The sequence below is a fragment of the Nocardia spumae genome (assembly GCF_020733635.1).
GTDB classification, from domain to species: Bacteria; Actinomycetota; Actinomycetes; order Mycobacteriales; family Mycobacteriaceae; genus Nocardia; species Nocardia spumae.
The window spans coordinates 1,587,544-1,610,558 of the sequence record NZ_JAJFZL010000001.1; the positions used below are offsets into that span (position 1 = coordinate 1,587,544).

Annotated in this window: 23 protein-coding genes; 13 read left to right on the forward strand and 10 right to left on the reverse strand. The window is 66.8% G+C overall.

Translation table 11 applies throughout. The features are described from left to right. Position 1: 1 nt before the first annotated feature. From LKD76_RS06575 to LKD76_RS06595, 5 genes are all read right to left on the reverse strand, one after another. The gene (locus tag LKD76_RS06575) at positions 2 to 1,501 is read right to left on the reverse strand and encodes a carboxylesterase/lipase family protein (RefSeq protein WP_227980067.1); all 1,500 of its coding nucleotides are present in this window, start codon (positions 1,499 to 1,501) and stop codon (positions 2 to 4) included. Between the two features lie 90 nt (positions 1,502 to 1,591). Then, positions 1,592 to 2,107, reverse strand: a complete 516-nt coding sequence (locus LKD76_RS06580; protein ID WP_227980068.1) for a methylated-DNA--[protein]-cysteine S-methyltransferase — start codon at positions 2,105 to 2,107, stop codon at positions 1,592 to 1,594. Further along, a complete protein-coding gene (locus LKD76_RS06585) occupies positions 2,104 to 3,687 on the reverse strand; it encodes a DNA-3-methyladenine glycosylase 2 family protein (protein ID WP_308188505.1) in 1,584 nt (527 codons plus the stop codon). The genes LKD76_RS06580 and LKD76_RS06585 overlap by 4 nt, the downstream gene beginning before the upstream one ends. A 183-nt stretch (positions 3,688 to 3,870) precedes the next feature. Then, on the reverse strand, positions 3,871 to 4,056 hold the full coding sequence (locus LKD76_RS06590) for a YbdD/YjiX family protein (protein WP_227980069.1): 186 nt from the start codon (positions 4,054 to 4,056) through the stop codon (positions 3,871 to 3,873). A 65-nt stretch (positions 4,057 to 4,121) separates the two neighbouring features. Beyond that, the gene (locus LKD76_RS06595) at positions 4,122 to 6,416 is read right to left on the reverse strand and encodes a carbon starvation CstA family protein (RefSeq protein WP_227980070.1); all 2,295 of its coding nucleotides are present in this window, start codon (positions 6,414 to 6,416) and stop codon (positions 4,122 to 4,124) included. Between the two features lie 444 nt (positions 6,417 to 6,860). Here LKD76_RS06595 and LKD76_RS06600 point away from each other — a divergent pair, with 444 nt between their 5' ends. The 4 genes from LKD76_RS06600 (at position 6,861) to LKD76_RS06615 (ending at position 10,667) form a co-directional block, all read left to right on the forward strand. Next, positions 6,861 to 8,120, forward strand: coding sequence for an ABC transporter substrate-binding protein (locus LKD76_RS06600; RefSeq protein WP_227985119.1), 1,260 nt, complete (start codon positions 6,861 to 6,863; stop codon positions 8,118 to 8,120). A 161-nt stretch (positions 8,121 to 8,281) separates the two neighbouring features. Next, entirely contained in the window at positions 8,282 to 9,142 is an 861-nt protein-coding gene (locus tag LKD76_RS06605) for a carbohydrate ABC transporter permease (RefSeq protein ID WP_227980071.1), read from the forward strand. Between the two features lie 59 nt (positions 9,143 to 9,201). Continuing rightward, on the forward strand, positions 9,202 to 10,026 hold the full coding sequence (locus LKD76_RS06610) for a carbohydrate ABC transporter permease (protein WP_227985120.1): 825 nt from the start codon (positions 9,202 to 9,204) through the stop codon (positions 10,024 to 10,026). 53 nt (positions 10,027 to 10,079) lie between these two features. After that, a complete protein-coding gene (locus tag LKD76_RS06615) occupies positions 10,080 to 10,667 on the forward strand; it encodes a GrpB family protein (RefSeq protein ID WP_227980072.1) in 588 nt (195 codons plus the stop codon). A 13-nt stretch (positions 10,668 to 10,680) separates the two neighbouring features. Here the strand turns inward: LKD76_RS06615 and LKD76_RS06620 are convergent, their stop codons facing one another. Next, a complete protein-coding gene (locus tag LKD76_RS06620) occupies positions 10,681 to 11,637 on the reverse strand; it encodes a helix-turn-helix transcriptional regulator (protein WP_227980073.1) in 957 nt (318 codons plus the stop codon). A gap of 98 nt (positions 11,638 to 11,735) precedes the next feature. Between LKD76_RS06620 and LKD76_RS06625 the strand changes: the two genes are divergently transcribed. Continuing rightward, on the forward strand, positions 11,736 to 12,356 hold the full coding sequence (locus tag LKD76_RS06625) for a TIGR03086 family metal-binding protein (protein WP_227980074.1): 621 nt from the start codon (positions 11,736 to 11,738) through the stop codon (positions 12,354 to 12,356). A gap of 41 nt (positions 12,357 to 12,397) precedes the next feature. On the opposite strand, the gene LKD76_RS06630 is transcribed toward LKD76_RS06625, so the two are convergent. Then, positions 12,398 to 12,832, reverse strand: a complete 435-nt coding sequence (locus LKD76_RS06630) for a MarR family winged helix-turn-helix transcriptional regulator (protein WP_227980075.1) — start codon at positions 12,830 to 12,832, stop codon at positions 12,398 to 12,400. Between the two features lie 98 nt (positions 12,833 to 12,930). Between LKD76_RS06630 and LKD76_RS06635 the strand changes: the two genes are divergently transcribed. After that, positions 12,931 to 13,356 (forward strand): GlcG/HbpS family heme-binding protein, encoded by a 426-nt coding sequence (locus tag LKD76_RS06635; protein WP_227980076.1) that lies wholly within the window; start codon positions 12,931 to 12,933, stop codon positions 13,354 to 13,356. A gap of 43 nt (positions 13,357 to 13,399) precedes the next feature. Here LKD76_RS06635 and LKD76_RS32280 read toward each other — a convergent pair whose 3' ends face one another. Next, entirely contained in the window at positions 13,400 to 13,522 is a 123-nt protein-coding gene (locus LKD76_RS32280) for a hypothetical protein (protein ID WP_339428836.1), read from the reverse strand. Between the two features lie 237 nt (positions 13,523 to 13,759). Here LKD76_RS32280 and LKD76_RS06645 point away from each other — a divergent pair, with 237 nt between their 5' ends. The 3 genes from LKD76_RS06645 (at position 13,760) to LKD76_RS06655 (ending at position 15,967) form a co-directional block, all read left to right on the forward strand. Then, positions 13,760 to 14,230 (forward strand): DIP1984 family protein, encoded by a 471-nt coding sequence (locus tag LKD76_RS06645; RefSeq protein WP_227980077.1) that lies wholly within the window; start codon positions 13,760 to 13,762, stop codon positions 14,228 to 14,230. A 278-nt stretch (positions 14,231 to 14,508) separates the two neighbouring features. After that, positions 14,509 to 15,609, forward strand: a complete 1,101-nt coding sequence (gene ychF / locus LKD76_RS06650) for a redox-regulated ATPase YchF (protein ID WP_227980078.1) — start codon at positions 14,509 to 14,511, stop codon at positions 15,607 to 15,609. 199 nt (positions 15,610 to 15,808) lie between these two features. After that, positions 15,809 to 15,967, forward strand: a complete 159-nt coding sequence (locus tag LKD76_RS06655) for a hypothetical protein (protein ID WP_227980080.1) — start codon at positions 15,809 to 15,811, stop codon at positions 15,965 to 15,967. Positions 15,968 to 16,114: 147 nt separating this feature from the next. Here LKD76_RS06655 and LKD76_RS06660 read toward each other — a convergent pair whose 3' ends face one another. Next, complete coding sequence (locus tag LKD76_RS06660; protein WP_227980081.1) at positions 16,115 to 16,684, reverse strand: TetR/AcrR family transcriptional regulator; 570 nt, start codon at positions 16,682 to 16,684, stop codon at positions 16,115 to 16,117. A 112-nt stretch (positions 16,685 to 16,796) separates the two neighbouring features. On the opposite strand from LKD76_RS06660, the gene LKD76_RS06665 reads away from it, so the two are divergent. Beyond that, on the forward strand, positions 16,797 to 17,690 hold the full coding sequence (locus LKD76_RS06665) for an NmrA/HSCARG family protein (RefSeq protein WP_227980083.1): 894 nt from the start codon (positions 16,797 to 16,799) through the stop codon (positions 17,688 to 17,690). A gap of 444 nt (positions 17,691 to 18,134) precedes the next feature. Here LKD76_RS06665 and LKD76_RS06670 read toward each other — a convergent pair whose 3' ends face one another. Next, positions 18,135 to 19,847, reverse strand: a complete 1,713-nt coding sequence (locus LKD76_RS06670; RefSeq protein ID WP_227980085.1) for a pentapeptide repeat-containing protein — start codon at positions 19,845 to 19,847, stop codon at positions 18,135 to 18,137. 503 nt (positions 19,848 to 20,350) lie between these two features. On the opposite strand from LKD76_RS06670, the gene LKD76_RS06675 reads away from it, so the two are divergent. From LKD76_RS06675 to LKD76_RS06685, 3 genes are all read left to right on the forward strand, one after another. Beyond that, entirely contained in the window at positions 20,351 to 20,575 is a 225-nt protein-coding gene (locus LKD76_RS06675) for a hypothetical protein (protein ID WP_227980087.1), read from the forward strand. Between the two features lie 231 nt (positions 20,576 to 20,806). Then, positions 20,807 to 21,445 (forward strand): hypothetical protein, encoded by a 639-nt coding sequence (locus LKD76_RS06680; RefSeq protein WP_227980088.1) that lies wholly within the window; start codon positions 20,807 to 20,809, stop codon positions 21,443 to 21,445. 88 nt (positions 21,446 to 21,533) lie between these two features. Continuing rightward, positions 21,534 to 22,730 carry an SMI1/KNR4 family protein gene (locus LKD76_RS06685; protein ID WP_227980089.1) on the forward strand — a complete coding sequence of 399 codons (1,197 nt, stop codon included), beginning with the start codon at positions 21,534 to 21,536 and terminating at the stop codon, positions 22,728 to 22,730. Positions 22,731 to 23,015 lie beyond the last annotated feature (285 nt).

A 23,015-nucleotide genomic window follows, 5' to 3' on the forward strand; every position in this document is an offset into this window, starting at 1 on the left:
TCTACCGATGCGGCTGCCCGGCCGATGCGCGCAGCGCCCGCAGCTCCTCGGCGTGCGGATCCGAGACGGTCACCGACTGCGGGGAATCGAAGATCCGCACCCGGCGTCCGGCATCGAACGGCGCCCAGCCGGGATCGCCGTGGGTGGCGAAATCGACCCAGGCCCGGTGAATTTCGTCGGCCAGCGGCTGCGGCGGATTCTCGCCGGTCAATGGGTGCGCCTCGGCCAGTTTGTCGAAGACGAACGGCACCTCCAGCACATGGCAGGCGCCGAGGTCGGGAACACCACTGCGCCAGCCGAATTCGTAGACGTGAGTCGGGGCGCCGGCGGCGGAGTTGATCTCGGCGATGCGCATCGAGTCGTCGCGGAAGACGACATCGGTGATGATCGCGGCGAAGATGTCGGCCGGTGCCGCCTGCGGCCGTCGGGCGGTGTAGACCTCGGCGACGGCGGGATCCACGCCGTAACGGGACAGGAACGGACCCAGGGTGCCGGCATCGAGTCCGGCCGCGATCCCTGTGGGGAAGGTGAAGAATCGGAACTCCTCGGCCGTCCAGCCGATGATCAGCGGTATCGCGTGCTCGCCGGAGCGGGCCAGGACCTCGGTGGGCCGGTCGGTGATCAACTCACCGTCGATCACCGGGAAGAAACTCAGTACACCGAGTCCGTTCTCCAGGATCGATCGCCCCCAGCGCTCGGGATCCGGATTGGCGATCAGGTCGAGCGCCACCGCGTCCTGTGCGGTTCGCAACCGGTCGGGTCCCAGTCGGCCGAAGTCGGCGACGGTCGGTTCGATGCCCAATGTGTCGGCGAGGATATCGGCGACTTTGGCCGCATCCGCCGCCTCGGCGACCGCGGATCCGTTGCCGCTCTGCACGATCGCCCGGCCGAACAGCCCGCGCGCGGCGGGTGCGGCGATCAGGTTGACCACGCTCATCCCGCCCGCGGATTCACCGAAGATGGTGACGTTGTCCGGATCGCCGCCGAAGGCCGCGATGTTCTCGCGCACCCATCGCAGCGCGAAGATCTGATCGTGGATCCCGCGATTGAGCGGAGCGCCGGGCACCGCGGCGAATCCGGAGATCCCGAGCCGGTAGTTGATCGACACCACCACGACACCGTCCCGGGCGAAGGTGCTGCCGTCGTACATCGTGCGGGCATTCGAACCGCGGGTGAAGGCGCCGCCGTGAATCCACACCAGCACCGGAAGGCCGGAACCTCCCGCATCCGGGGTCCACACATTGAGGTTGAGATAGTCGTTGCCGGGGAGTCCGTCGCTGCCGATCAAGGCGTGTATCGGTGCCGGATAAGCGGATTGCGCACAGGTCGGGCCGTAGGCCAGGGCGTCGCGCACGCCGTCCCATTCGGCCGCGGGCCGCGGCAGTTCGAAGCGAGCCGGGCCGACCGGCGCGGCCGCGTAGGGGATTCCGAGAAAGGCGCTCACGCCGCGATCGGTGACGCCGCGAAGCTTGCCGCCGGTGACGGACACGATGGTTTCCATACCGAACTCTCCTTCGTCGATCCGCATTCTGCCCGGCGCGGATTCGTCTCGGGGCGGATTCGGGGCGAGGAAGGGGGGCGTCGCGGGGTGTCAGTGCGGGGTGCGGCCCCGTGTCTCGTGCGAGAGCAGCCACCGTTTGCACCCGAGTCCCCAGCGAAAACCGCCGAGTGAGCCGTCGGTACGAAGAATCCGGTGACACGGTACGAACAGCGCCACGGCATTGCGCGCACAGGCGTTGGCGGCGGCGCGGATCGCATCCGGACGGCCGGACCGTTCGGCGAAGGCGGTGTAGGTGATCGGTTCCCCGGCGGGTACCGACCGCAGGACCGACCACGCGTGTTCGAGGAACGGGCCCGACTGCTGCCGCACCTCGATGTCGTCGATCGCGTCCATCTCACCCTGGTGGTAGCGCTCGACGGCCGTGGTGACCTCACCGAGTGCGTCGAAGCGGCGCAGCGATTGCGGGCGCAGTCCCGGGTGGACCACACCGCACAGATTCTCCACATCGGCGGTCCACCCGGATGCCAGAACGGCGCCGTCGGGTTCGGTGACGACCGTGAACGGCCCGATCGGGGTCGGGACCGTCGCATATTCGGCGGTGCTCATCGTCTACCGATCATATTCGCGGTCGGCCGTCGGGCGAACGCGTTCTCACCGGCGACGCGTCCGGCGGAATCCTCGCGGCCTGGCGGAATGAGGCCGTTGCGCGCGGGGGTGGGCACCCGGCCCGCACCCGGGCGCTCGGACAGCGCGCGCTTCCACAGATGCATGGACAGATACGACCGCCACGGCGCCCATCGCGAGGTGTCGGTCAAATCGATGCCGTATCGCGCCGCACCCTGGCGGACCACCAGATCGGTATGCAGCAGGATGTCCGGATCGGCGAGCAGGCGCATGGTCACGTAGTCGGCGGTCCAGGGGCCGACGCCGTCGAGGGCGAGCAGATCGCGTCGCACGTCGGCGGCGGTCCGCCCGGCGTGCAGGTGCAGATCACCGGAGGCCAGGGCACGGGCCACTGCCACGATCGACGCGGTGCGCCGTGCCGGGCCGGTCAGCACATCGGCTCCGCGTTCGGCGACGGCCTCGGCGGTCGGGAACAGTCGCGGCATCGGCCCGTTGATGTTCTCGCCCAGCGCGTCGACCAGGCGAGCGGTGTGGGTGGTCGCCGCCGATACCGAGATCTGCTGTCCGATCATGGTGCGCAGCAACAACTCCGGGCCGTCCAGGCAGCCGGGCACCCGGATACCCGCCCCGGTCGCGGGTGTACCCGGGCCGAAGCCCTCGGCCAGTGCCGCATCGATACCGATCGGATCGGCATCCAGGTCGAGCAGATGCCGCACCCGTGCGACGGTCGGCGCCAGATCGCGCATATCGTGCAGTGCCAGACTGGCTCGCACATGGCCGGGATGGATACTCGCGCGCACGGTGGCATGTCCGTGCGGGGTGCGCAGACTCCGCGTGTAGACCCCGTCTTCCCAGCTCTCCAGACCGGGTACGGCATGTGCGGACAGGAACCACTCGAGCCAGCTCGCGTCGAGCGGTTCCCGGTAGGGCAGGCGCAGGGTGAGGGTGCCGTTGGTGGCGGGCAGGGTATCGCCCCGCAGCCGGCGCGCCTCGTCCCGCAGGACGGTCGGACTCACCACGAACACCTCGCGGACGGTGTCGTTGAATTGGCGAATGCTGGCGAATCCGGCGGCGAATGCGATGTCGGACATGGGCATTCGGGTGGTCTGGATCAGCAGCCGGGCGGTGTGGGCGCGATGGGCACGGGCCAGTGCGAGCGGTCCGGCGCCGAGTTCGGCGGTGAGTACCCGGGTGAGCTGGCGCTGTGAATAGCCGAGCCGGTCGGCCAGCCCCGGAACACCGCAGCGCTCGATGACGCCGTCGGCGATCAGGCGCATCGCCCGCGCGGCCAGATCGGCGCGGGTGTTCCACAGCGGGGAGCCGGGGGCGGCATCGGGCAGGCAGCGGCGGCAGGCGCGAAATCCGTTCTGCTGGGCGGCGGCCGCGGTGGGCAGGAACGTGACATTCGTTCGCTTCGGAGTGATAGCAGGACACGATGGCCGGCAGTAGATTCCGGTGGTTCGCACCGCGGTGACGAATTGCCCGTCGAATCGGGCATCACGGGTGGCCACCGCTCGATAGCAGCGCTCGAAATCCAGACCGTTCACACTCACGCAGTCCACCTTGTCAGCCTGAGCCCGCCTGCGCTAGCGGAAAACAGACAACTACCCCGAAGGATAACGTTTCAGCGCCATACCTGTTCGCTATCACGGGCGCGACAGGTGAGAGCAGCTCGATATAACCGCCGCGGAGGGGGTGTTCCGAAGCGTCACAACGGATTCGGGGCCGGATCGGTCGCTGCGGTGTCAGCAGCACCTGGTTCCGGGATTGCGTTCGGCGGCCGCATGCCGCGCACGCCAATATTCCCTCTCGGTGGGGATCGGCCGATCCGGGTGCACCCGCCGCAGATGTGCCACATAGCGGGCATAGTCCCGACCGCCGAGCACCGCGTTCAGATAGCCGGCGGTCGCGCGCAGGGCACGCCACGGCACCCGGACGGCCGCGGCGACCCCGCCGGGCGCCGGGCCGGCCCGACCGGCGCCCGTGGAGCCGGTCGTTACGACGTCGGCTCCGGAGTCGAGGCATGTGCCGCGCCGGGAACCTTCACCGCTCCCGCCCGTTCCAATTCGGTCCATTCGCGCTGCACCTCCTTCTCCGCCTTGGTGGTGCGGAAGCCCGAGGGACCGAAGATCTTCGAGGGCACCTCGGGAGTTTCGGTAGTGGCTCCACCGCCTCGTCGTATCGCCTGTACACACACCATCACACCGACCACGGCCACGATCAACACCAGGACCGCGAAGACGATCGACAGCGACCCCTGGATGAAGGTGTTGCGCACGACCTTGTCCATATCGGCCATGCTCTTGGCAGGTGCGATCAACTTGCCGGCGTCGCGGGCATCGCGGTAGATGTGATGCTGGGTCCAGTAGCCGATGTTCTTGTCCCCGGAGAAGATCTTCTGCCAGGAAGCGGTCATGGTCACCACGAGATCCCAGATCAGCGGCAGGGCCGGGATCCAGGCCCACTTCAGCAGCCCCTTCTTCACGACGATCACCAGGACCACCGTCAACGCCACGGCGGCCAGGAGCTGGTTGGCGATACCGAACAGCGGATACAGCGTGTAGATGCCGCCGAGCGGATCGGTGACACCCATCAGCAGGACCGAACCCCAGGCGGCGACCACGATGAAGGTGCACAGCCAGGCCCCCGGCCGCCACGACGGGTCCTTGAACCTGCGGGCCGGGCCACCGAGGTTGCCGAGGGTATCGGAGAGCATGAACCGCGCGACCCGGGTCCCGGCGTCGATGGTGGTGAGGATGAACAACGCCTCGAACATGATCGCGAAGTGGTACCAGAACGACTTCATCGCGGTGCCGCCGATGAAGTTGTGCATCACCTCGGCCATCCCGACCGCGAGGGTCGGCGCGCCACCGGTCCGGGAGTAGATGGCCTGCTCACCGACATCGTGGGCGGCTCGAGTCAGTTCGTTCGCGGTGATCGGGGTGCCCCCCAATCCCAGCGAATTGACCTTGTCCGCGGCGGCCTGCGCGCTGGTGAGACCACCGGTGTTCATCGCGAAGTACAGGTGCTGGTCGAGAATGCTGGCGGCGATCAGGGCCATCACGGCGACGAACGACTCCATCAGCATGCCGCCGTAGCCGATCATCCGTGCCTGGGACTGCTTCTCCAGCAGTTTCGGTGTGGTGCCCGAGGCGACCAGTGCGTGGAATCCCGACAGCGCACCGCAGGCGATGGTGATGAACAGGAACGGGAACAGGCTGCCCGCGAAGGCCGGACCGCTGGAGTTGCCCGCGAACTGCGAGACCGCGGGGGCGTGCAGGACCGGCATGGTGATCACCACGCCCAGGGCCAGCAGCACGATGGTGCCGACCTTCATGAACGTCGACAGATAGTCGCGCGGGGCCAGCAGCAACCACACCGGCAGCACCGAGGCGATGAAGCCGTAGACGATCAGCATCCACGCGATCGTGGTGCCGGACAGGGTGAACAGGTCTCGGCCCCAGCCGGATTCGGAGACCCAGCGTCCCGAGACGATGGCCAGCAGCAGCAACGCGAATCCGACGATCGATATCTCGCCGACCTTGCCCGGTCGCACATAGCGCAGGTAGAGGCCCATCAGCAGCGCGATCGGGATGGTCATCGAAATCGAGAACACACCCCACGGACTGCCGCCGTGCAGCTGACCGTCGGCGCCCTTGGTCGCGGCGAGTGCGTTGACCACCACGATGCCCAGTACGGCCAGCAGGATCACCATGATCACCAGCACCGCGATCAGCGCCGCGATACCACCGACCACGCCCAGTTCGTCACGCGCCATCTGCCCGAGGCTGCGACCGCGCCGCTTCACCGAGGCCCACAGCACCAGGTAGTCCTGCACCGCTCCGGCGAGCACCACGCCGATCACGATCCACAAGGTGCCCGGCAGATAACCCATCTGGGCGGCGAGGACGGGGCCCACCAGCGGACCGGCGCCCGCGATGGCGGCGAAGTGATGTCCGAACAGCACCCGCCGGTCCATCGGCATGTAGTCGGTGCCGTTCTCCAATTCCTCGGCGGGCGTGGCGGTGTCGTCTCGCGGCCTGGTGATCTTCCATTCGATCAGCCGGGCATAGAACTGGTAGGCGAGGATGTAGGTACAGACCGCCGCGATGACGATCCACACCGCGTTCACGCTCTCACCGCGAGCGATGGCGAGGATGACCCACGCGATCGCGCCCACGATCGCGATGGCCGCGAAGATGGCCTTCTTGGCGGGGGCGACGGGCCGGCGATCCACGATCCCCACGGGAGGTAGGTCCGGCTCTGTTCGGAGGTATTCGATGGTCGCCATGCGAGCTACTCTCCCGTGCTGTCTGCGCTTACGTACTGTCCGTATGCCCGGTGCACCGATCCGGGACCGGACATACCGACTGAGACAACGTAGCCGAACCCGCTGCCGGATGACTCGGCTTGGGTAGGGACGAACCGACGGTTCACGTGCCCGATACCGGGTCGTGCCCGACCGGACGGCCGGTTCCCGGGGCTGGGGAGGTCAGGCAACCGGGGCGAACCCCGCCGGCGGCCGCGTGTCGGACCGGCGCGTGCGCGGGTTCGATCCGTAAGCTCCGGTCCTGGTCTGCGGTCGTTGCCGCACTTCCGGCAGCCGGCGAATCCGCTGGGCCGATCCGCTCGGGTCCCCGCGTCCCGCGAGGCAGTCGGAAGGAGGCGCGTGACGGCGTTCGGATCCGGGAATTCCGGTGTACCCCGGCGCTCGGTGCTCCGGGCGGCGGCCTCGATGGCCGCCCTGGGCGCGCTGTCCACGGGGTGCTCGGACCATGACGACGACGCGCTGACCTTCTTCTTCCAGGCCCGCCCGGAGGAGGCGCGGGCCCGGATGCGCATCATCGAGGCATTCGCCGCCCGCCGGCCCGACATCGGAATCCGAACCGTGCTGTCGAGCCCGGATCCCTTGCAGCAGATGCTGACCTACTGTGCCGGCGGTCGCTGTCCGGATGTGCTGATGGCGTGGGAACTGCTCTACGCCGGGCTCGCCCAGCGCGGTGTCCTGCTGGACCTGAACACCATGCTCGCGCGGGACCCGGCCGCCGCCGCGACGCTGCGCGCGGACGGCTTCTCGACCCTGTCCGACACCTTCGCCTACAACGGCGGTCGGTACGCCCTGCCCGAGCAGTGGTCCGGGGTGTTCATCTACTACAACCGGAAGTTGTTCGACCAGGCCGGAATACATCCCCCGACCCGCTGGTCGGGCAGCTGGACCTTCGCGGAGTTCCTCGCCGCCGCCCAGGCCACGACTCGCCGAGTGGGCCGGGTGCGGCAGTGGGGTTTCGTGGACGGCTGGGTGCCGTACTACTCGGCGGCCTGTTTCGCCCTCAACAACGGGGCGCAATGGTTCAGCCCGGCGAAGAATCCGACCCGTACCGAGATGGGGGATCCGCGTTTCGCCGAAGGCTTCCAGTTCTACGCAGATCTGTCGGTGCGCTACGGGGTCGCCCCTTCCAATGCCGACCGGCAGTCGCTGACGGCGTCGGATGTGTTCGCGAGCGGGCGCGCGGGCATGCTGCTGGGCGGGCATTGGCTGTACTCCGAACTGGTCGAACACGATGATCTGGACTTCGATGTGACCGCACTTCCGGTCGGCCCGCACGGCGGACCCGATGCGGTCACCGATGTCGGATGTACCGGCCTGGCCATCGCGGCCTCGAGCCCGCGCCGGGAAAAGGCTTGGGAATTCGTCAAATTCGCCACCGGTCCCGAGGGGCAGGAGCTGATCGCCCGGTCCGGGCTGTTCGTGCCGGTGCTGCGTTCGGCCATGTCCGCCCCCGGCTTCGCGGCCGCGCACCGCGAGGTGCGTAACCGGGAGATATTCACCGAGGGGCCCGCCCATTCGCGGCTGCTGGCAGTGACCCCGGCGTGGGGAAAGGTCGATTCGCTGTTGTCGCGCAACTGTAACCGGGTCCTGCGTGGTGCCGCCCCGGCGACCTGGCTCGCCGGAACGGCCGCAGATGTGGACCAGCTACTGCGGGAACGGATATGAGCGGCGTCGCCGGCCGGACGATGCGGCCGGTGCCCTCGCGGTTCGAGCCGGATAGCGCGGCCGATCCGGGCGGTGACGGCGTCCGAGCCGGATGGCGGAGCGATCGCCGGTACCGGGGCCGGCACCGGCGATCGCGCGTGTCCCGGTCGGCGGTGGACCGGATGCGCGCCCGGGCCGGAGTGTGGTTCGTGGCCCCGAATTTCGCTGCGGTGGGCTTGTTCCTGCTCTTTCCCTTGGCCTTTTCGCTGTATCTGAGCTTCCATTCGTGGGATCTGTTCAGTCCCATGCGGTTCGTGGGCACGAGCAACTTCCGCCAGTTGTTCCGCGATCCGCTGTTCTATATCGCGCTGCGTAATACGGCGTTGTTCACGGTGCTGACGCTGCTTCCCACAGTGGTGATCAGCCTGGGTGTCGCGGCGGCGTTGAATCGGAAGCTGCCGGGGATGGGGCTGTTCCGCACGCTGGCCTTCCTGCCGCTGGCCGCCTCCACCGTGGCGATGGCCGTGGTGTGGCGGTTTCTGTTCGCCGCCGACGACGGACTGATCAATCGTGGGCTCGGGGTGCTGGGGACGGCGCAGATTCCGTGGCTGGCCGATCCGAACTGGGCACTGGTGGCGTTGAGCATCGTCACCGTGTGGAAGAGCGTGCCGTTCGCCACCGTCATCCTGCTGGCGGCCATGCAGGGAGTGCCCGCGAACCTGTACGAGGCCGCGCGTATCGACGGGGCCGGCGCGGTGCGCCGATTCCGCTCGATCACGGTGCCGCTGATCCGCGGTGCGCTGTCGTTCGTCTTCGTGATCACCATCGTCAATTCGGTGCAGGCCTTCGATCAGGCCTATGCCCTGACCGACGGCAACGGAGGTCCCGAGACCGGCACCTTCGTCCTGGGAATCATGCTCTTCCAGAACGCCTTCCGCTTCTACGAGGTCGGATACGCGGCAGCGCTGGCGTGGGTGATGTTCGCCCTGCTGCTGGTGCTCACCCTGTTCCAGCTGTGGTTGTCCCGCCGGGAGGAACCGTGAGTAACCCCGTGGCGCCCGGCGCCGAGGCCGTCCCGCCGTCGAGCACGGTCGCGCGGGCGATCGCCCGGCGGACGCTGCGCGGGCTCGGGCTCTACCTTCTGCTGATCGTGATCGCGTGGTGCGCGGTCGGCCCGATTCTGTGGGCCGTGGCGGCATCGCTGAAAACCGAAGGTGCGATCAGCGATCCGAATCCGCTGCCGACCGCACCGCACTGGTCCAACTATCGCGAGGTGTTCGCGCTGCTGCCGCTGGGGCGCATGCTGGCCAACACCGCGCTCTACGCCGGCTGTGTGACCGCCGGTCAGGTATTGTTCTGCTCCCTCGCGGGATATGCCTTCGCGCGCTTGCGTTTTCCCGGTCGAGACGTCTTGTTCATCGCCTACCTGGCGACGCTGATGGTGCCGATCACGGTGACCGTGATTCCGCAGTTCCTGCTCATGCGCGCGTTCGGCTGGGTCGATTCACCGTGGTCGATGATCGTGCCCGGCCTGTTCGGGTCCGCCTTCGGTACCTATCTGATGCGTCAGTTCTTCCGCACGCTCCCGCTGGAATTGGAGGAGGCGGCCATCCTCGACGGCTGCAGTATCTGGCAGACCTACTGGCGTGTGCTGGTCCCGCAGGCGCGCCCCGCGATGACGGTGCTGGCGGTGCTCACCTGGATCACGGTGTGGAACGATTTCCTGTGGCCGCTGGTGATGATCCAGCGCGACGAGATATCGACCATCACACTGGGTTTGGTGCGTTTGCAGGGCCAATATCACACCAACTGGCCGATTCTGATGGCCGCCGCGTTGATCGTGCTCGCGCCCCTGCTGGTCGTCTACCTCTACGCGCAGAAGTCGTTCGTGCGCGGTATCGCCCAGTCCGGTTTCGGCGGGCGATGAGCGGGTCCGGATGTGTACTGGCGCGTACGGATACGGCCACCAGGATCGGTCCGATGCCCAGCTACGCAGAGATAACTCGGCATTCCGACCCCGATCCCGATCTGGACCCCTGGGTCGGTGACCGCCCGGAGGAAGCGCCCATCGAGATCGTCGCCTACGACCCGCAGTGGCCCCAGCGCTTCGAGAAGCTGGCCGCGCGGCTCCGCTCGACGCTCGGCGCGGCGGCACTCGAGATCGACCATGTCGGTTCGACCGCGGTCGAGGGTCCGGCCGCGAAGGATGTCATCGATATCGATCTGATCGTCGCGGATCCCCGCGCCGAGGACACCTATGTGCCGCTGCTGGAACCGCTGGGGTACGTGCACATCGTGCGCGAGCCGTCGTTCCACGAACATCGCATGCTGCGACTCGACGACCCCCGGGCCCACCTGCACGTCTTCGGCCCCGACTGTCCGGAGACCATCCGGCACCGCATGTTCCGGGACTGGTTGCGCACCCACCCCGACGATCGCGCGCTCTACGAGGCGGCCAAGCGTTCCGCGGTCTCCGGCGGCGGGCGGATGACGGACTACAACACGCGCAAGCAGCCGGTCATCCGGGTGATCTACGACCGGGCGTTCCGCGCGGCCGGCATGCGCTAGGACGCGCGCGGTATTACGCCGGATCCGTCACCGCGGCGGCGTATCGATGACCGAGGGTGCGGATGTGCTCGACCAGTTCCGGCGGGTTCTCGATACGGAAATCCATCATGAGCATGCTCAGATAGATCGCGATCGTCTCCAAAGTGTCCGCGCCGGTGTACAACACACATGAGGTGGCATCGATCGGCTCCACCACACCGACAGTGGGGTTGATGCGCGCGATCACCGTCTCGGCCGGGGCGAGCACCGTCACGCGCGCGTGCACTCGCCAACCGGCCGTGGCGATTTCACGCAGGACGAAGGCCACCAGATCGCTATCGGGCAGAGCCCGGGCGGCGAAATGCCGGGAACCGGCGGTGACGCTGTCGATCGCGGCCACGGGAAGCGCACGCCAACTGTGGGTTTCGAGGTCGTAGGCCACCAGATACCACCGGCGCTGCCAGTTGATCAGGCGGTAGGGCTCGAAGCGGTCGGCGCCGGCTTCCAATACCCGGGTGCCGCGAATCGCCGAGGCGATGGTGGTGAGGGTCTGTGCCGGGACCGGCGCGTCCGGTTCGCGTGATCCGGTGACCGCGGGCCCGATCTCGGTAGCCGCGCGCAGCGCGGTCACCTTGCGCTGCAACCGAATCGGCAGGATGCGTTCCAGCTTCGCCAATGCCCGCGCCACGTTCTCGTCGATATCGGCGATGCCGGTCGAACCGTCCTCCGCGAGTCCGATCGCCACCGCGACCGCGACCGCCTCGTCGTCGTCGAGCAGCAGTGGCGGCATGGTCTTGCCCTGGCCGAGCCGATATCCACCGATCGCCCCGCGCTCGGCGTGTACGGGGTAGCCCAGTTCGCGCAGCCGTGCGATGTCCTGGCGCAGCGTGCGATCGGTGACGCCGAGCCGTTGCGCCAGCTCCCGGCCGGTGTAGGTGCGGTCCTGCAGCAGCGACAGCAGACGCAGGACGCGGGTTGTGGTAGAGGTCACAAACTTGTCCTTCGGCATCGGGACGCGATTAGGAAGAATACGAGCCTAATTGCCGCATAGCCTGAGTTCAACGCCGACAGCGAACGAAAGGCCCCACCATGGACACCACCTCGCAGACCACCGATCCCGCCCTCGTCCTCGCTCCCGTGTGGCGCGATGTCCTCGCCGAGTCCTACCGGGCGCTCACCGCGGCGGTCGCCGGCATCACCGCCGATCGGTGGGAATCCACGACACCCTGCTCGCAGTGGACGGTCACCCAGGTGGTGCAGCACGCCGCGGGTGATCAGCTCGCGTACGCCGCGGCCCTCGGTATCGGCTCCGGCCCCGCCGAGGACCCGTTCTCCCCGTCCGGCGTGGTCGTCGGCAGCCCCGCCGATCTGGTCGCCGCGGCCGTCACGGAGACCGCCGCCGCGTGGGCCACGGTCGCCGACGACGCCGAATCCGTCCCGACCCCGCTGCCGCACGGCGTCCTGCCCACCCCGGTCGCCGCGGTGATGTGCGCCCTCGACGCGGCCGTCCACGCCTGGGATATCGCGATCGCCACCGGGCAGCCCTCCCCGCTGACCGACGAGCTGGCCGGCCATTTCCTCACCGCCGCAACCGGTCTGGTGGAGCCGCTGCGCCAGTGGGGTGCTTACGCGGCGGTGTTGGACGCGGAGCCGGGGGACTCCGTGGTGGACGCGCTGCTGCGCTACCTGGGCCGAGATCCGCGCGCCTGAGATGCGCTCCCGGGGTTCGCGAATACCCGTGCTGCGCTGAGCTATTCGGTCCGGGCGAGTACCCGGGTCAGCAGTGTGGCCAGGCGGTCTCGCTCGGCGGCGGTCAGCCCGCGGAAGATCTCGTCCTGGGCGGCGGTCAGCGTGGCATCCAGCTCGCGCAGTCTGTGCTCGCCGGTAGCGGTGAGCGTGATCAGATTGCGACGCCGGTCGTCCGGATCCGGTTCTCTCGCGATATGTCCCTGCGATTCCAGCTCGGCGAGCATCGTGTGCATATCGCTGCGGTCTATCCGGCATCGCTGCCCGATGGCCGCTTGGCTCGCGGGCCCGAACTCGTCGAGCGCGGCGAGAATCGCGAAGTGGTACCCGCGAGCCCCGACTGTTGCCATGGCTTCGCCGATATGTCGCTGGGCCAGTGCGGCCGTTTTGCCGACCAGCCAACTCGGCTTGCCGCGTAAACGGGCAGGTGCCTCCTCCATGTGGACAGTCTAGCTAATTCGTTGGGCTGGCCAACTATTTTGGCGTACGCTTGCCGAGTAGAACGTTGGAGAGACCAACGATCAGTTGAGGGAGAGAAATGACGCTCACCTTGGAGGAAGCCCGTGCGATCAGTGTCGGAGTCCGCACGCACGCATCGGAATTGGGTGCGCGGATCGCGGTAGCGATCGTCGACGAGGGCGGGCATGTCCGAGTCCTCGACCGCATGGACGGCGCGCCACCGATGTCGGCGCGCATCGCCCCGGCGAAGGCATCGAGTGTCGCCCTGTTCCACCGCGACGGCGATGAGCTACAGCGACTCCAGCAGGCTTGGCCCGCATTGTTCGACCGGATCGGCCAGATGTCCTCGACGCCGATCCTGGCAGGCGCGGGCTCGCGGCTGATCCATCGCCACGGTCTGGTGCTGGGCGCGGTCGCGGTCAGCGGAGGAAGGCCGGAGCAGGACGACGAATGCGCCGAGTTCGGACTCGCCGCCCTGGTGCGGCCGCCGGCGAACTCGGTGTGAACAGCGCCGATCGATGCTTCAGCCTACGAAGGTCTTTCGCGGCTCACGCCGAGTGCGCGCGATCGTCGTGCCGGCGATCCACCGCCGTCCGCACGGCCTCTTCGTCCTGGGTGGCATGGGCGCCCGAGGCGCCGGCCGCTCCGAGGATCATCCCGTACTCGGTCACCAGCACACCACCCGCGAAGGGATGTAGTCGCCGCCGTAGAGGTGCTGAATGCTGTCGACGATCGCGCCCGGCAACGGGATTCGTCCCGAAGGCTGGAGACTGAGTAGTGCGGTGCGCGTCTCGGCTTGCTCGAACCCCGTTGCCGCTCTTCCGAACCCGGCGGGCCTGGAAAATGACATGTCGAAGCGGTCCCTGCCGCGACTACACTCCGTCCGGTATGTGAATCGGAGGTGGGAAATGAAGCTGGCCGAGGCATTGGCTCTGCGCGCGGACTCGGTGAAACGAATCGAGCAGCTGCGCACGCGGATCGCCGGTAACGCGCGATTCCAGGAGGGTGAGGAGCCCGCCGAAGATGCCGGGGCACTACTCACCGAGGTGGGGGACGCGCTCGGGGAGTTCGAAGATCTGGTTCGGCGGATCAATCGCACCAACGCGGCCTCCCGGATCGGAGACGACGGGACGGTGACCGATGCGCTGGCCCGCCGCGATGCGTTGCGGTTGCGGCATGCGATCGTCACCGACGCCGCGAACGCCGCGGTGGGGCAGGGGCAGCACGGCTACGGTCGCCAGTTGCGCTCCGAGCTGAAGATGCTGTCCGCACTGCCGGTCGCCGATCTGCGGACGCAGGCCGATGAGCTGGCCCGGGAACTGCGTGAACTCGACGTCCGTATTCAGCGTGCGAACTGGGAGATCGATCTGCTGGACTGACGGGAGATGGAGCAGGTAGTCGCAGCGGAGGCGTGCACAACCCGTAGGGCCGGCGGGCAACTCGGCCCCCTTTCTTGGCGCACGGTGGGCAGTGCAGGGGTTCGATTCCCCGGTTCACAACTCAGCCCAGCACCGCGCACAAGTAACGGATACGGCATACGCCGCACCACCACGTGCGGATCCGCGACGACGAGGGCGGGTAAGGGGTACTCCATCTCAGCGGGCGCTACCTGGGCAGATGCAGCAGCCGGGCATGCGCCGCGTAGACTCTTGCACTCGTGAGTCTCACCCTCGGTATCGTCGGTCTGCCCAACGTCGGAAAGTCGACGCTGTTCAACGCGCTGACCCGCAACGACGTGCTCGCCGCGAACTACCCGTTCGCCACCATCGAGCCGAACGTCGGCGTGGTGCCGCTGCCCGATCCGAGGCTGGACAAGCTCGCCGAGATCTTCAGCTCCGAGCGCATCGTTCCCGCGACGGTGTCGTTCGTCGATATCGCCGGCATCGTCAAGGGCGCCTCCGAGGGCGCGGGCCTGGGCAACAAGTTCCTCGCCAACATCCGCGAAGCCGACGCCATCTGCCAGGTGGTCCGCGTCTTCGCCGACGACGACGTGGTCCATGTCGACGGCAAGGTCGATCCCCTCAGCGATATCGAGGTCATCGAAACCGAGCTCATCCTCGCCGACCTGCAGACCCTGGAGAAGGCGGTCGTCCGCCTCGACAAGGAAGCCAAGGTCAAAAAGGACCGCAAGCCGGTCGCCGACGCCGCCAAGCAGGCACAGGAATTCCTCAACGAGGGCAAAACGCTCTACGCGGTCCGCGACAAGATCGACGCCGACCTGCTGCGCGAACTGTCGCTGCTCACCACCAAGCCTTTCCTCTACGTCTTCAACGCCGACGAGTCGGTCCTGACCGACGAAGCCCGCGTAGCCGAGTTGAAAGCCGCGGTCGCCCCGGCCGACGCGGTCTTCCTCGACGCCAAGGTAGAAGCCGAACTCCTGGAACTCGACGCCGAATCCGCCCTGGAACTCCTGGAATCCATCGGCCAGACCGAACCCGGCCTGCACGCGCTGGCCCGCGCCGGCTTCCACACCCTCGGCCTGCAGACCTACCTCACCGCCGGCCCGAAAGAGGCCCGCGCGTGGACGATTCACCAGGGCGACACCGCGCCCAAGGCGGCAGGTGTCATCCACACCGACTTCGAACGCGGCTTCATCAAGGCCGAAATCGTGGCCTACGACGACCTGGTCGAAGCCGGTTCCATGGCGGCCGCCAAGTCCGCGGGCAAGGTGCGGATGGAAGGTAAGGACTACGTCATGCACGACGGGGACGTAGTCGAGTTCCGAACCGGAATAGCCTCACCGTCCAAGAGCAAGTAGGCCGCGGTCGGATCTACCACGCGCACAGGCTGATTGAGCTCCATCCCAGCTCAGGGTGGGGTTCAGTTGTTGGTGGAGCCAGGATGGCCGCTTCGGACCGCGCGGGTAGCGGCAGAAGAGAATGTTTCCGCCTAATTGCTGAGTCGAAGGCGATGTTCGTCACGGTGAGATCTTCGCTGCGAGTCGGCGGGAGTTCCTGGTGCGCAGACACTACGACTATGACCAGCACTACGACTATGACCAGATCGCCGCACTGGTCTCTGGTCGCCATGATCAACGCCGCAACCGGCTGCTGGTGATCACCAAGACCACAGGCGGCTCCTACCAGGCCGGCACATTCGACAACGTGGCGAACTGACCGGCATACCAATCCCTGCCCGGCCCAGGACCGTTCTATCCCGGGACGGCGCGCCGTATGTGCCAGTCCGAACAGCGCGATCAGCGGCATCGGCGAACGTTGCGCCAGTCCGTTCGAGCTGCGCACAGGTCTGTCGCGTGCACAGTGTCACGCTTGGACGCGAAGGCCGTCGAAGAGGAAGTCCAGCAGTGTGTGGGCTTGCTGGGTTCGGTCCGGATCTCCTTCAGTGGCAAGGGTTATCGCGTTGACGAGCTTCAGTAACTGGGGTGCGGTCAGCCCGGAACGGATCTCGCCTGCGTCTTGAGCGCGCTGCAAAAGGCCGGTTGCCGCGGCGAATATTTCTTTCCGGCACCAAGATTCGGTCGATGTGCCTATGACTGCGAGCAGCGAGGCCGCGAGGCCGCGGGTGGCGCTGCCCTGTGCGACAACGGTGTCGAGCCACAACCTGAGCGCCTCGGCGGGGGAGTGTGCCGTGGCCAAGTCGCCGGCTCGGTGAACCAGGGCCTCTATGTGGTCGTGATGGACCGCTTCCAGTAGTGCCTGTCTGGTCGGGAAATGGCGGTAGAGCGTGGCATTGCCGACCCCGGCGGCGCGTGCGATGTCGTCCAGCGGCACCTGCGGGCCGTGTTCGGCGAAGGCATTGGTGGCGGCGGTGATGAGCCGCTGGTAGTTGCGCAGCGCATCGGCACGGGCCGGTCTGCTCGGGGCTGGTGTCATTACACTCCGAGTGCAAAACGGGGATAGTCCCCGTATTGTAGCCGACGGTTGAACGGGGACAATCCCCATTTATCGCCGATGCAGGCGAACAGTGCTACTCGAGGAGGATGCGATGTCGGACATCGTGTTGGTTACCGGAGCGACGGGCACCCAAGGTGGCGCAACGGCTCGCGCACTGCTGGCGGCGGGTTGGCGGGTGCGTGCGCTGGTGCGTGACCCGGACACCGCGGGTGCTCGGATGTTGGCAGAGGCGGGTGCGGAACTGGCGCGTGGCGATATGGGCGACCGAACCACGCTGGATACGGCGGCGGCGGGTGTTCACGGGGTGTTCAGCGTGCAACCGACCGCGGGATACCCTGGCACACCTCCCGGATTCACCGTCGACGATGAACTGAGGCTGGGCCGCAATGTCGCGGATGCGGCCGCGGCAGCGGGTGTTGCTCACTTTGTTTACGCCTCGGTCGGCGCTGCCGACGCCGATCACGGCATTCGCCGCTGGCAGAGCAAGGCGGAGTTGGAGAGATACTCGACTCGGCTCGGCTTGGCGACCACCGCATTACGCCCGGCGCGCTTCATGGAGAACCAGCTCGACCCCCGCTTCGGCTTGCGCGAGGGAGTACTCACCGATGTCATCCATCCGGACGTACCCGTGCAGCTGATCGCGGGTACCGACATCGGTGTCTTCGCCGCACGGGCTTTCACTCACCCGGACGAATACATCGGAGCCGCGGTGGAGCTGGCGGGCGACGAGCTGACCATGACCCAGATCACCGAGGCCATGAGCCGGTCCCTCGGACAACCGATCGAATACCGAGCGATCCCACGAGAAGCGTTGTCGGACAAGGACCCCGACGCCCTCGCCGGCTACCGGTTCGCCAACCAGGGCGGAGGCTGGAATGCCGACATCGTGTCGCTGCGGCGATGCCATCCGGAACTGCTGGATTTCACCACCTGGCTGGAGCGTGAAGGTGTACGGCAGTACTCCGCTTACACCGCCCGACCCTGATGAACATTGCCGAAGACATGCGCGGGCAACTCGATCGGCGGCGGCCGAGTTCCGCAGCGGATTAGCGTCTGCGAAGAAGTAGGTCGGCGTAGGTATCGCTGCTGGTAGAGACTTGCTGAGCCCACCAAAAGTATTGGGTGGGCTCAACGCTTCGCTGGCCAGTCATCGGCCGGTTGAACCAGTGCGATCCGAGAGTGTCGACTTGCGGAGACAAAGGTGGGTGGGTGGGTGGCGTCGTAAGCGATGGCTGCGGTCTACAGATAAGCGGCATGGCCGATGTGACGGCTGGCAGTGGCGGCGCACGTATGTGTGGGTGATGCGACCGCGTGGACGCCGTCGTTCGCGAACCGGCGCTCGCGCCTTCGTTCTGTTGCCACGCAATATGAACATTGAGCCTCTCGGTGGGGGCTTGCTTCTACCGAGGGGTGGTGTCAGCGCGGCCTGCTAGTGATTACGTGCCGCCACAACGGGCGGCCAATCATGCGGTTCGGTATTGGCGGGCTTCTGACTGTGGTCCTGGCTCCAGTCGAATATAGGTGCCGGAGGCCCCCACTGTCTCGGTTCACTGAAGGAGATGGTGCCGCTACCGAAGTCTGCCTCGTCGAACCGGGCGTTGCCGGCGAAGGCCACACGGTCGAACCGGGCGTTGCCGGCGAAGGTCGCGCTGCCGAACCATGTATTGCCGGCGAAGGTCGCACGGTCGAATCGGGCGTTGCCGGCGAAGGTGGTGCCGCCGAATCCTGCGTCGCCGGCGAAGGTGGTGCCGCCGAATCCTGCGTCGCCGGCGAAGGTTGTGTCACCGAACTCGGCGTTGCCGGAGAAGGTCGCCTCGCCGAACTCCGCGTCACCGGAAAAGGTCACGCTGTCGAATCCTGTATTGCCGGTGAAGGTGGCGCCGCCGAATCCTGCGTCACCGGCGAAGGACGCGTCGCCGAACCGGGCATTGCCGGCCAGGGTCGCACCGTCGAACCGGGCGTCGCGGGCGAAGGTTGCGTTGCCGAACCGCGCGTTGCCGGAAAATGTTGCGCCGTCGAAATGACCGTTGCCGGAGAAGGCTACGCCGTCGAACCGGGCGTTGCCGGCGAAGGTCGTCCCACCGAAGTGGGCGTCGCCGGCGAAGGTGGCGCCGCCGAACCGGGCGTCGGCGGAGAAGTTCGCACCGGCGAACGAGGCGTTCTCGGCGAAGGTCGCCTTGTCGAACCGGGAGCTTCCGGACAGGGTCGCGCCCTCGAAATGGGCGTTGCCGGAGAATGTTGCGCCGTCGAAATGGGCGTTGCCAGAGAAGGTTACGCCATCGAACCATGCGTTGCCGGAGAATGTTACGCCGTCGAACTCGGCGTTGCCGGCGAAGGTCGCGCTACCGAGCCAGGCGTCGCCCGAAAAAGTCGCGCCGCCGAACCGAGCCGCACCCGAGAACTGTGCACGGCTGAAATCGACGTTCTCGAGATAGGCCGTGCGGAGGTCGAAATCGGCTGTTGACCAGCTGTATGCGGCCTCGGGTCGAAGGTGGTCGGTAATGACACGGACGATGGTTGCCCGGACTTCTCGGTCATTGTGTCGATATTCGTGGTGGTGTTCCCGGTCATCGGCATGGGTGTTGTCCGCCGTCGCGCGGTGCTGTTTCACGACCAGTTTGCTCTGGTGGTTGGCACCGAGCTCCGGGCTGTAGGGCAAGCGGAGGTATCCGCACAGCACGTCGATGCATTGCTGGCGGCGCGGGCCGTCGGATCCATCGGCGACGCCGGCCATCGCGTAGACCCCGGCGATTCGGACCGCGACATCTGTCGCGCCGAGTTGGGCGGCTGCGGCGCCGAAGCGGTCGACGAACCGGCTCTGTTCCAGATCGCGTTGCCGCCGGTAGGCGATGACCAGGGCGACCACGCCGCCGACACCGGCGACGACGGTCAATGCGACACGAGTGATATCGATTTCGGCGGCTTGCTTGGTCGCATCGACGGGGGTGATCCAGCGTAGGAATCCGTATGCTGCGAAGGCCACAGCTAGTCCGGCGAGCAGCGCCGCGGTGACCGCGGGGAACAGCTGTATTCGTCCCGCCCGGCGGCTGAATGCCGCGCGCGATTCCTTGGTCAACGCTGCGCGCAGCGCGGTCGGTCTCGTATGTGCCTGTGCGCGAGACGCGCTCACCCTCCTGGTCACTGCACGATTCTGCTCGATACCGGAAGTAAGCGCCATCGAGCGTGGGACAGGGAACGGGCACCGCGCGGCATGCGCCAGTGCGCAGCCTTCGGCCGCGTTCCCCGGGGCGGGTCGCCCGCATTGTGTTCCCGCGCCCGCAAACTGAGGGCGCTGCGCGTCTTCTGCGGCAATGGCCCGTGGCCACCCTCGACCTCGAGGCCTCTCCGCCCGGCAAAACCAGGTCATCGATCCGTTTCCGGACCCGCATGATGTGTCCTGCACATCGGTAACGGGGCCTATATGTTCGAACCGGGGCCTGCTTGGACGCAAATACGAGCAGCTCTGGCGCAATTGCCTCTACCGAGCATTAGTGCCAGCCGAGCCGATTCTTCCGACCGGTCGAGCGCATCGCCTTCTACGTTGATTCCCACATTCAGGTCCACATTCCGCGCATCCAGCATCGACGCGACAATGTCGAATGGTCGGAGTCTTCTGCGGATCGGCTGAGGGCATCGGCTGATCCGATGGATCGCAAGATCGCGCGGGTGATCGATGGGTCGCGTTCGGACGGATGGTCGGCCGGCGCGGGCCAGGGTTTCCTACGGACCCGTGTCGGTGATCCGGTGCATCGGCAACTAGTAAATCCGCTGCCGCACAAGGGCGTCGGCCGAAGCTCTGCCTTCACTCAGCGGCAGCGTCACGTTTCGCCGCACGCCCTCGAGACGGCCGCGAGCACCGCGGATCTGTGAAATCTGCCTGGTCGAGCTGCGGCCAGGCCGTGGCGCAAGACCCGCTTCTGTCGTTCCTTCAGGCGCACAGCCGGGTTCCGTTCCGTTGGCGTCGAACGGATAGGTCGTAGGGGTGCAATAGCATTCGCCGAAACCGGGCGGATATGGCGCGCCCCACCGAGAGATGCACAACCGAAGGACAAACAATGCCACAACGTGGGCAAGGGGCCCCGACCGGATGGGAACCGGAGCGTGAGTGAGGATCAGCCCGCCATGGCGGGCCTCGGAGAAGTGCTGTCGTGCATCGGGCCGACCTGCGGGGAGATCGTCGACTGGAGTGCGGCGGAGAAGATCTACGAAACTGCTTTCCCGGCCGACTATCGGGCCTTCGTGGCAGCCTTCGGCAGCGGCACGATCGAGGAGATGGTCGTCGTCTTCACCCCTGTCGTCTCCTCGGAGGAGCTACGGATGGTGAAGGTATCGAGGCTCTCGGAGGCAGCGCTCGCGGACCAGGGGGGCAACGAGTGGGCTCGCGCCGACAGGGGCCGGTATCGGCTGGAGGACCTGCTGATCTGGGGCGGAACAGCTGCGGCCGACACTCTGTGCTGGATCACGACGGACCAGAACCCGGATCGATGGCCGGTCGCGGTGTACTCGCGTATGAACCATGAGTGGTCGGTGTACCCGTGCGGAATGGCCGAGTTCCTGCTGAAACTCGTGCGCAACGAGTGGCAACCAGGGCCGATCAGCGACACCTCGCTCGAGGGCGTGGTGGCCCCGCATTTCCTGCACGACAAGGACGAGGCAGCCGCGTACGAGGCGGGGCTCGACCCAAGCCACCGAGCATCCGCACAGCACGAAGAACAGGTACTTGTCGGAGGCTGCTCCTAGGGTTCACGCAATGAACTGGAGACCGTGGCTGGAGCTGTGGAGCGAGGAACGGATCACCGCCAGTGATCCCGGTGACCTGGAGCCCGAGGTGGTGCAGCAGCGCTGGCTCGGCTACGCCCCAGCGGCCGAGGCCGACGTCGCAGCGGTCGAGGAGCGCCTCGGCCTGAGGTTGCCGCCCTCGTATCGCAGCTTCCTGCTGACCACCGATGGATGGCGCAACGCCGGGGAGTTCGTCTGGAAGATGCGCGACACCACCAATCTGGGATGGCTGCGTGACCTCGAACCGGTCTGGGAGTCGTGGGCCGACCTGGTCACCGAGGCTCCGGTCGACGCGCCGGGCAACCCGTTCGGCCGCGGGCTACTGATCTCGCTGCACGCCGACGCCGGGGTCCTGTTCCTCGACCCGGCCGACCGTGACGAAAACGGCGAGTGGGCCGCCTACAGCGTATTTTCCTGGGCTGAATTCCCGCGGCGGTATCCGTCGTTCACTGCCCTCATGGAATCGCTGTACCAAGGCTTTCATCACATACGTCAGCCGGCGGGCAAGACTCGTGACAGTTGGGCTCTGGCGGTGGAACAGGCTCGGGACGAGGCCCTTTCCGGCGATATCGACACGGCCATGGTGGCCCTGGAGAAGGCTCGACATGTCGGCCAGCCACGCGCTGCGGTCTTACGAGTCCAGCTCCAGATGTTCCTCACCTCCTCCTCGCCGTACGAGGCCTCCCGGCTTCTTTCACACCTGCTACCTCCGACGCCCGTCCCGGACGGGTTCTTCACCGGTTCACTGTTCACCGAAGAGTTCCTGCCGTGCATGGTCCTGCAACACGAACACAGAGAATCCTGGTACGGCTCCGCGCTCGAAAATGCCCAGTACCTGGCGGACCGCGCGCTCACCAGCCACCGCGTAGCCCGCGAGCGCGCCCAGCAGCACGCAACCGAAGAGGCCTCGCAGTACTCCGCGCGCGAAGTTGCCCAGATCCTCGAAATCACACAGAACGACCCCGGGCTCGAGATCGGACGTGCCATCGGCGAGCACCGAGCACGGGTACAGCAGCCCGGTTACCGGCTCACCTACGGAAACCGAGCATTCGACACCGCGGTGCGAGACGCGCTCGCGCAACACCGGTCCGACCCGGCGGCACTGTGGCATGCGCTGGAGGCCGCGATGACGCACTGGCAGCCCCGCACTCCGGATCACATCGCCCCGGTCGCGCTGCTCGCCGACCCCGTGCTGGCGTACAGCCTCACCCCGGAACGCGGCCGCGCGTTGTTGAGTAGACCGTGATCGTTTCGTCGGCGCGGCGCGCTGGTCGGCCTGTCGGACATCGTTATACGAGGGGTGCCGCACTGGCCCATGCCGGCGGGTGGTTGCGTCGCGGCAGTTCACCCGCCTTTACCGAGCTAGCAGCAACGATTCAGCAACAACAGGCAACTGTGTGGCGTTGAACGCCTACCATTTCTTGGCACGCTCACCATGTTTTCTGAGTCAGTGTTTCGGCGTGAAGAAATCTCCGATCGAAGAACAGTGCACGCTGGGCCTCCGGTTACACCGAAGAGGTGACAAGCCGCG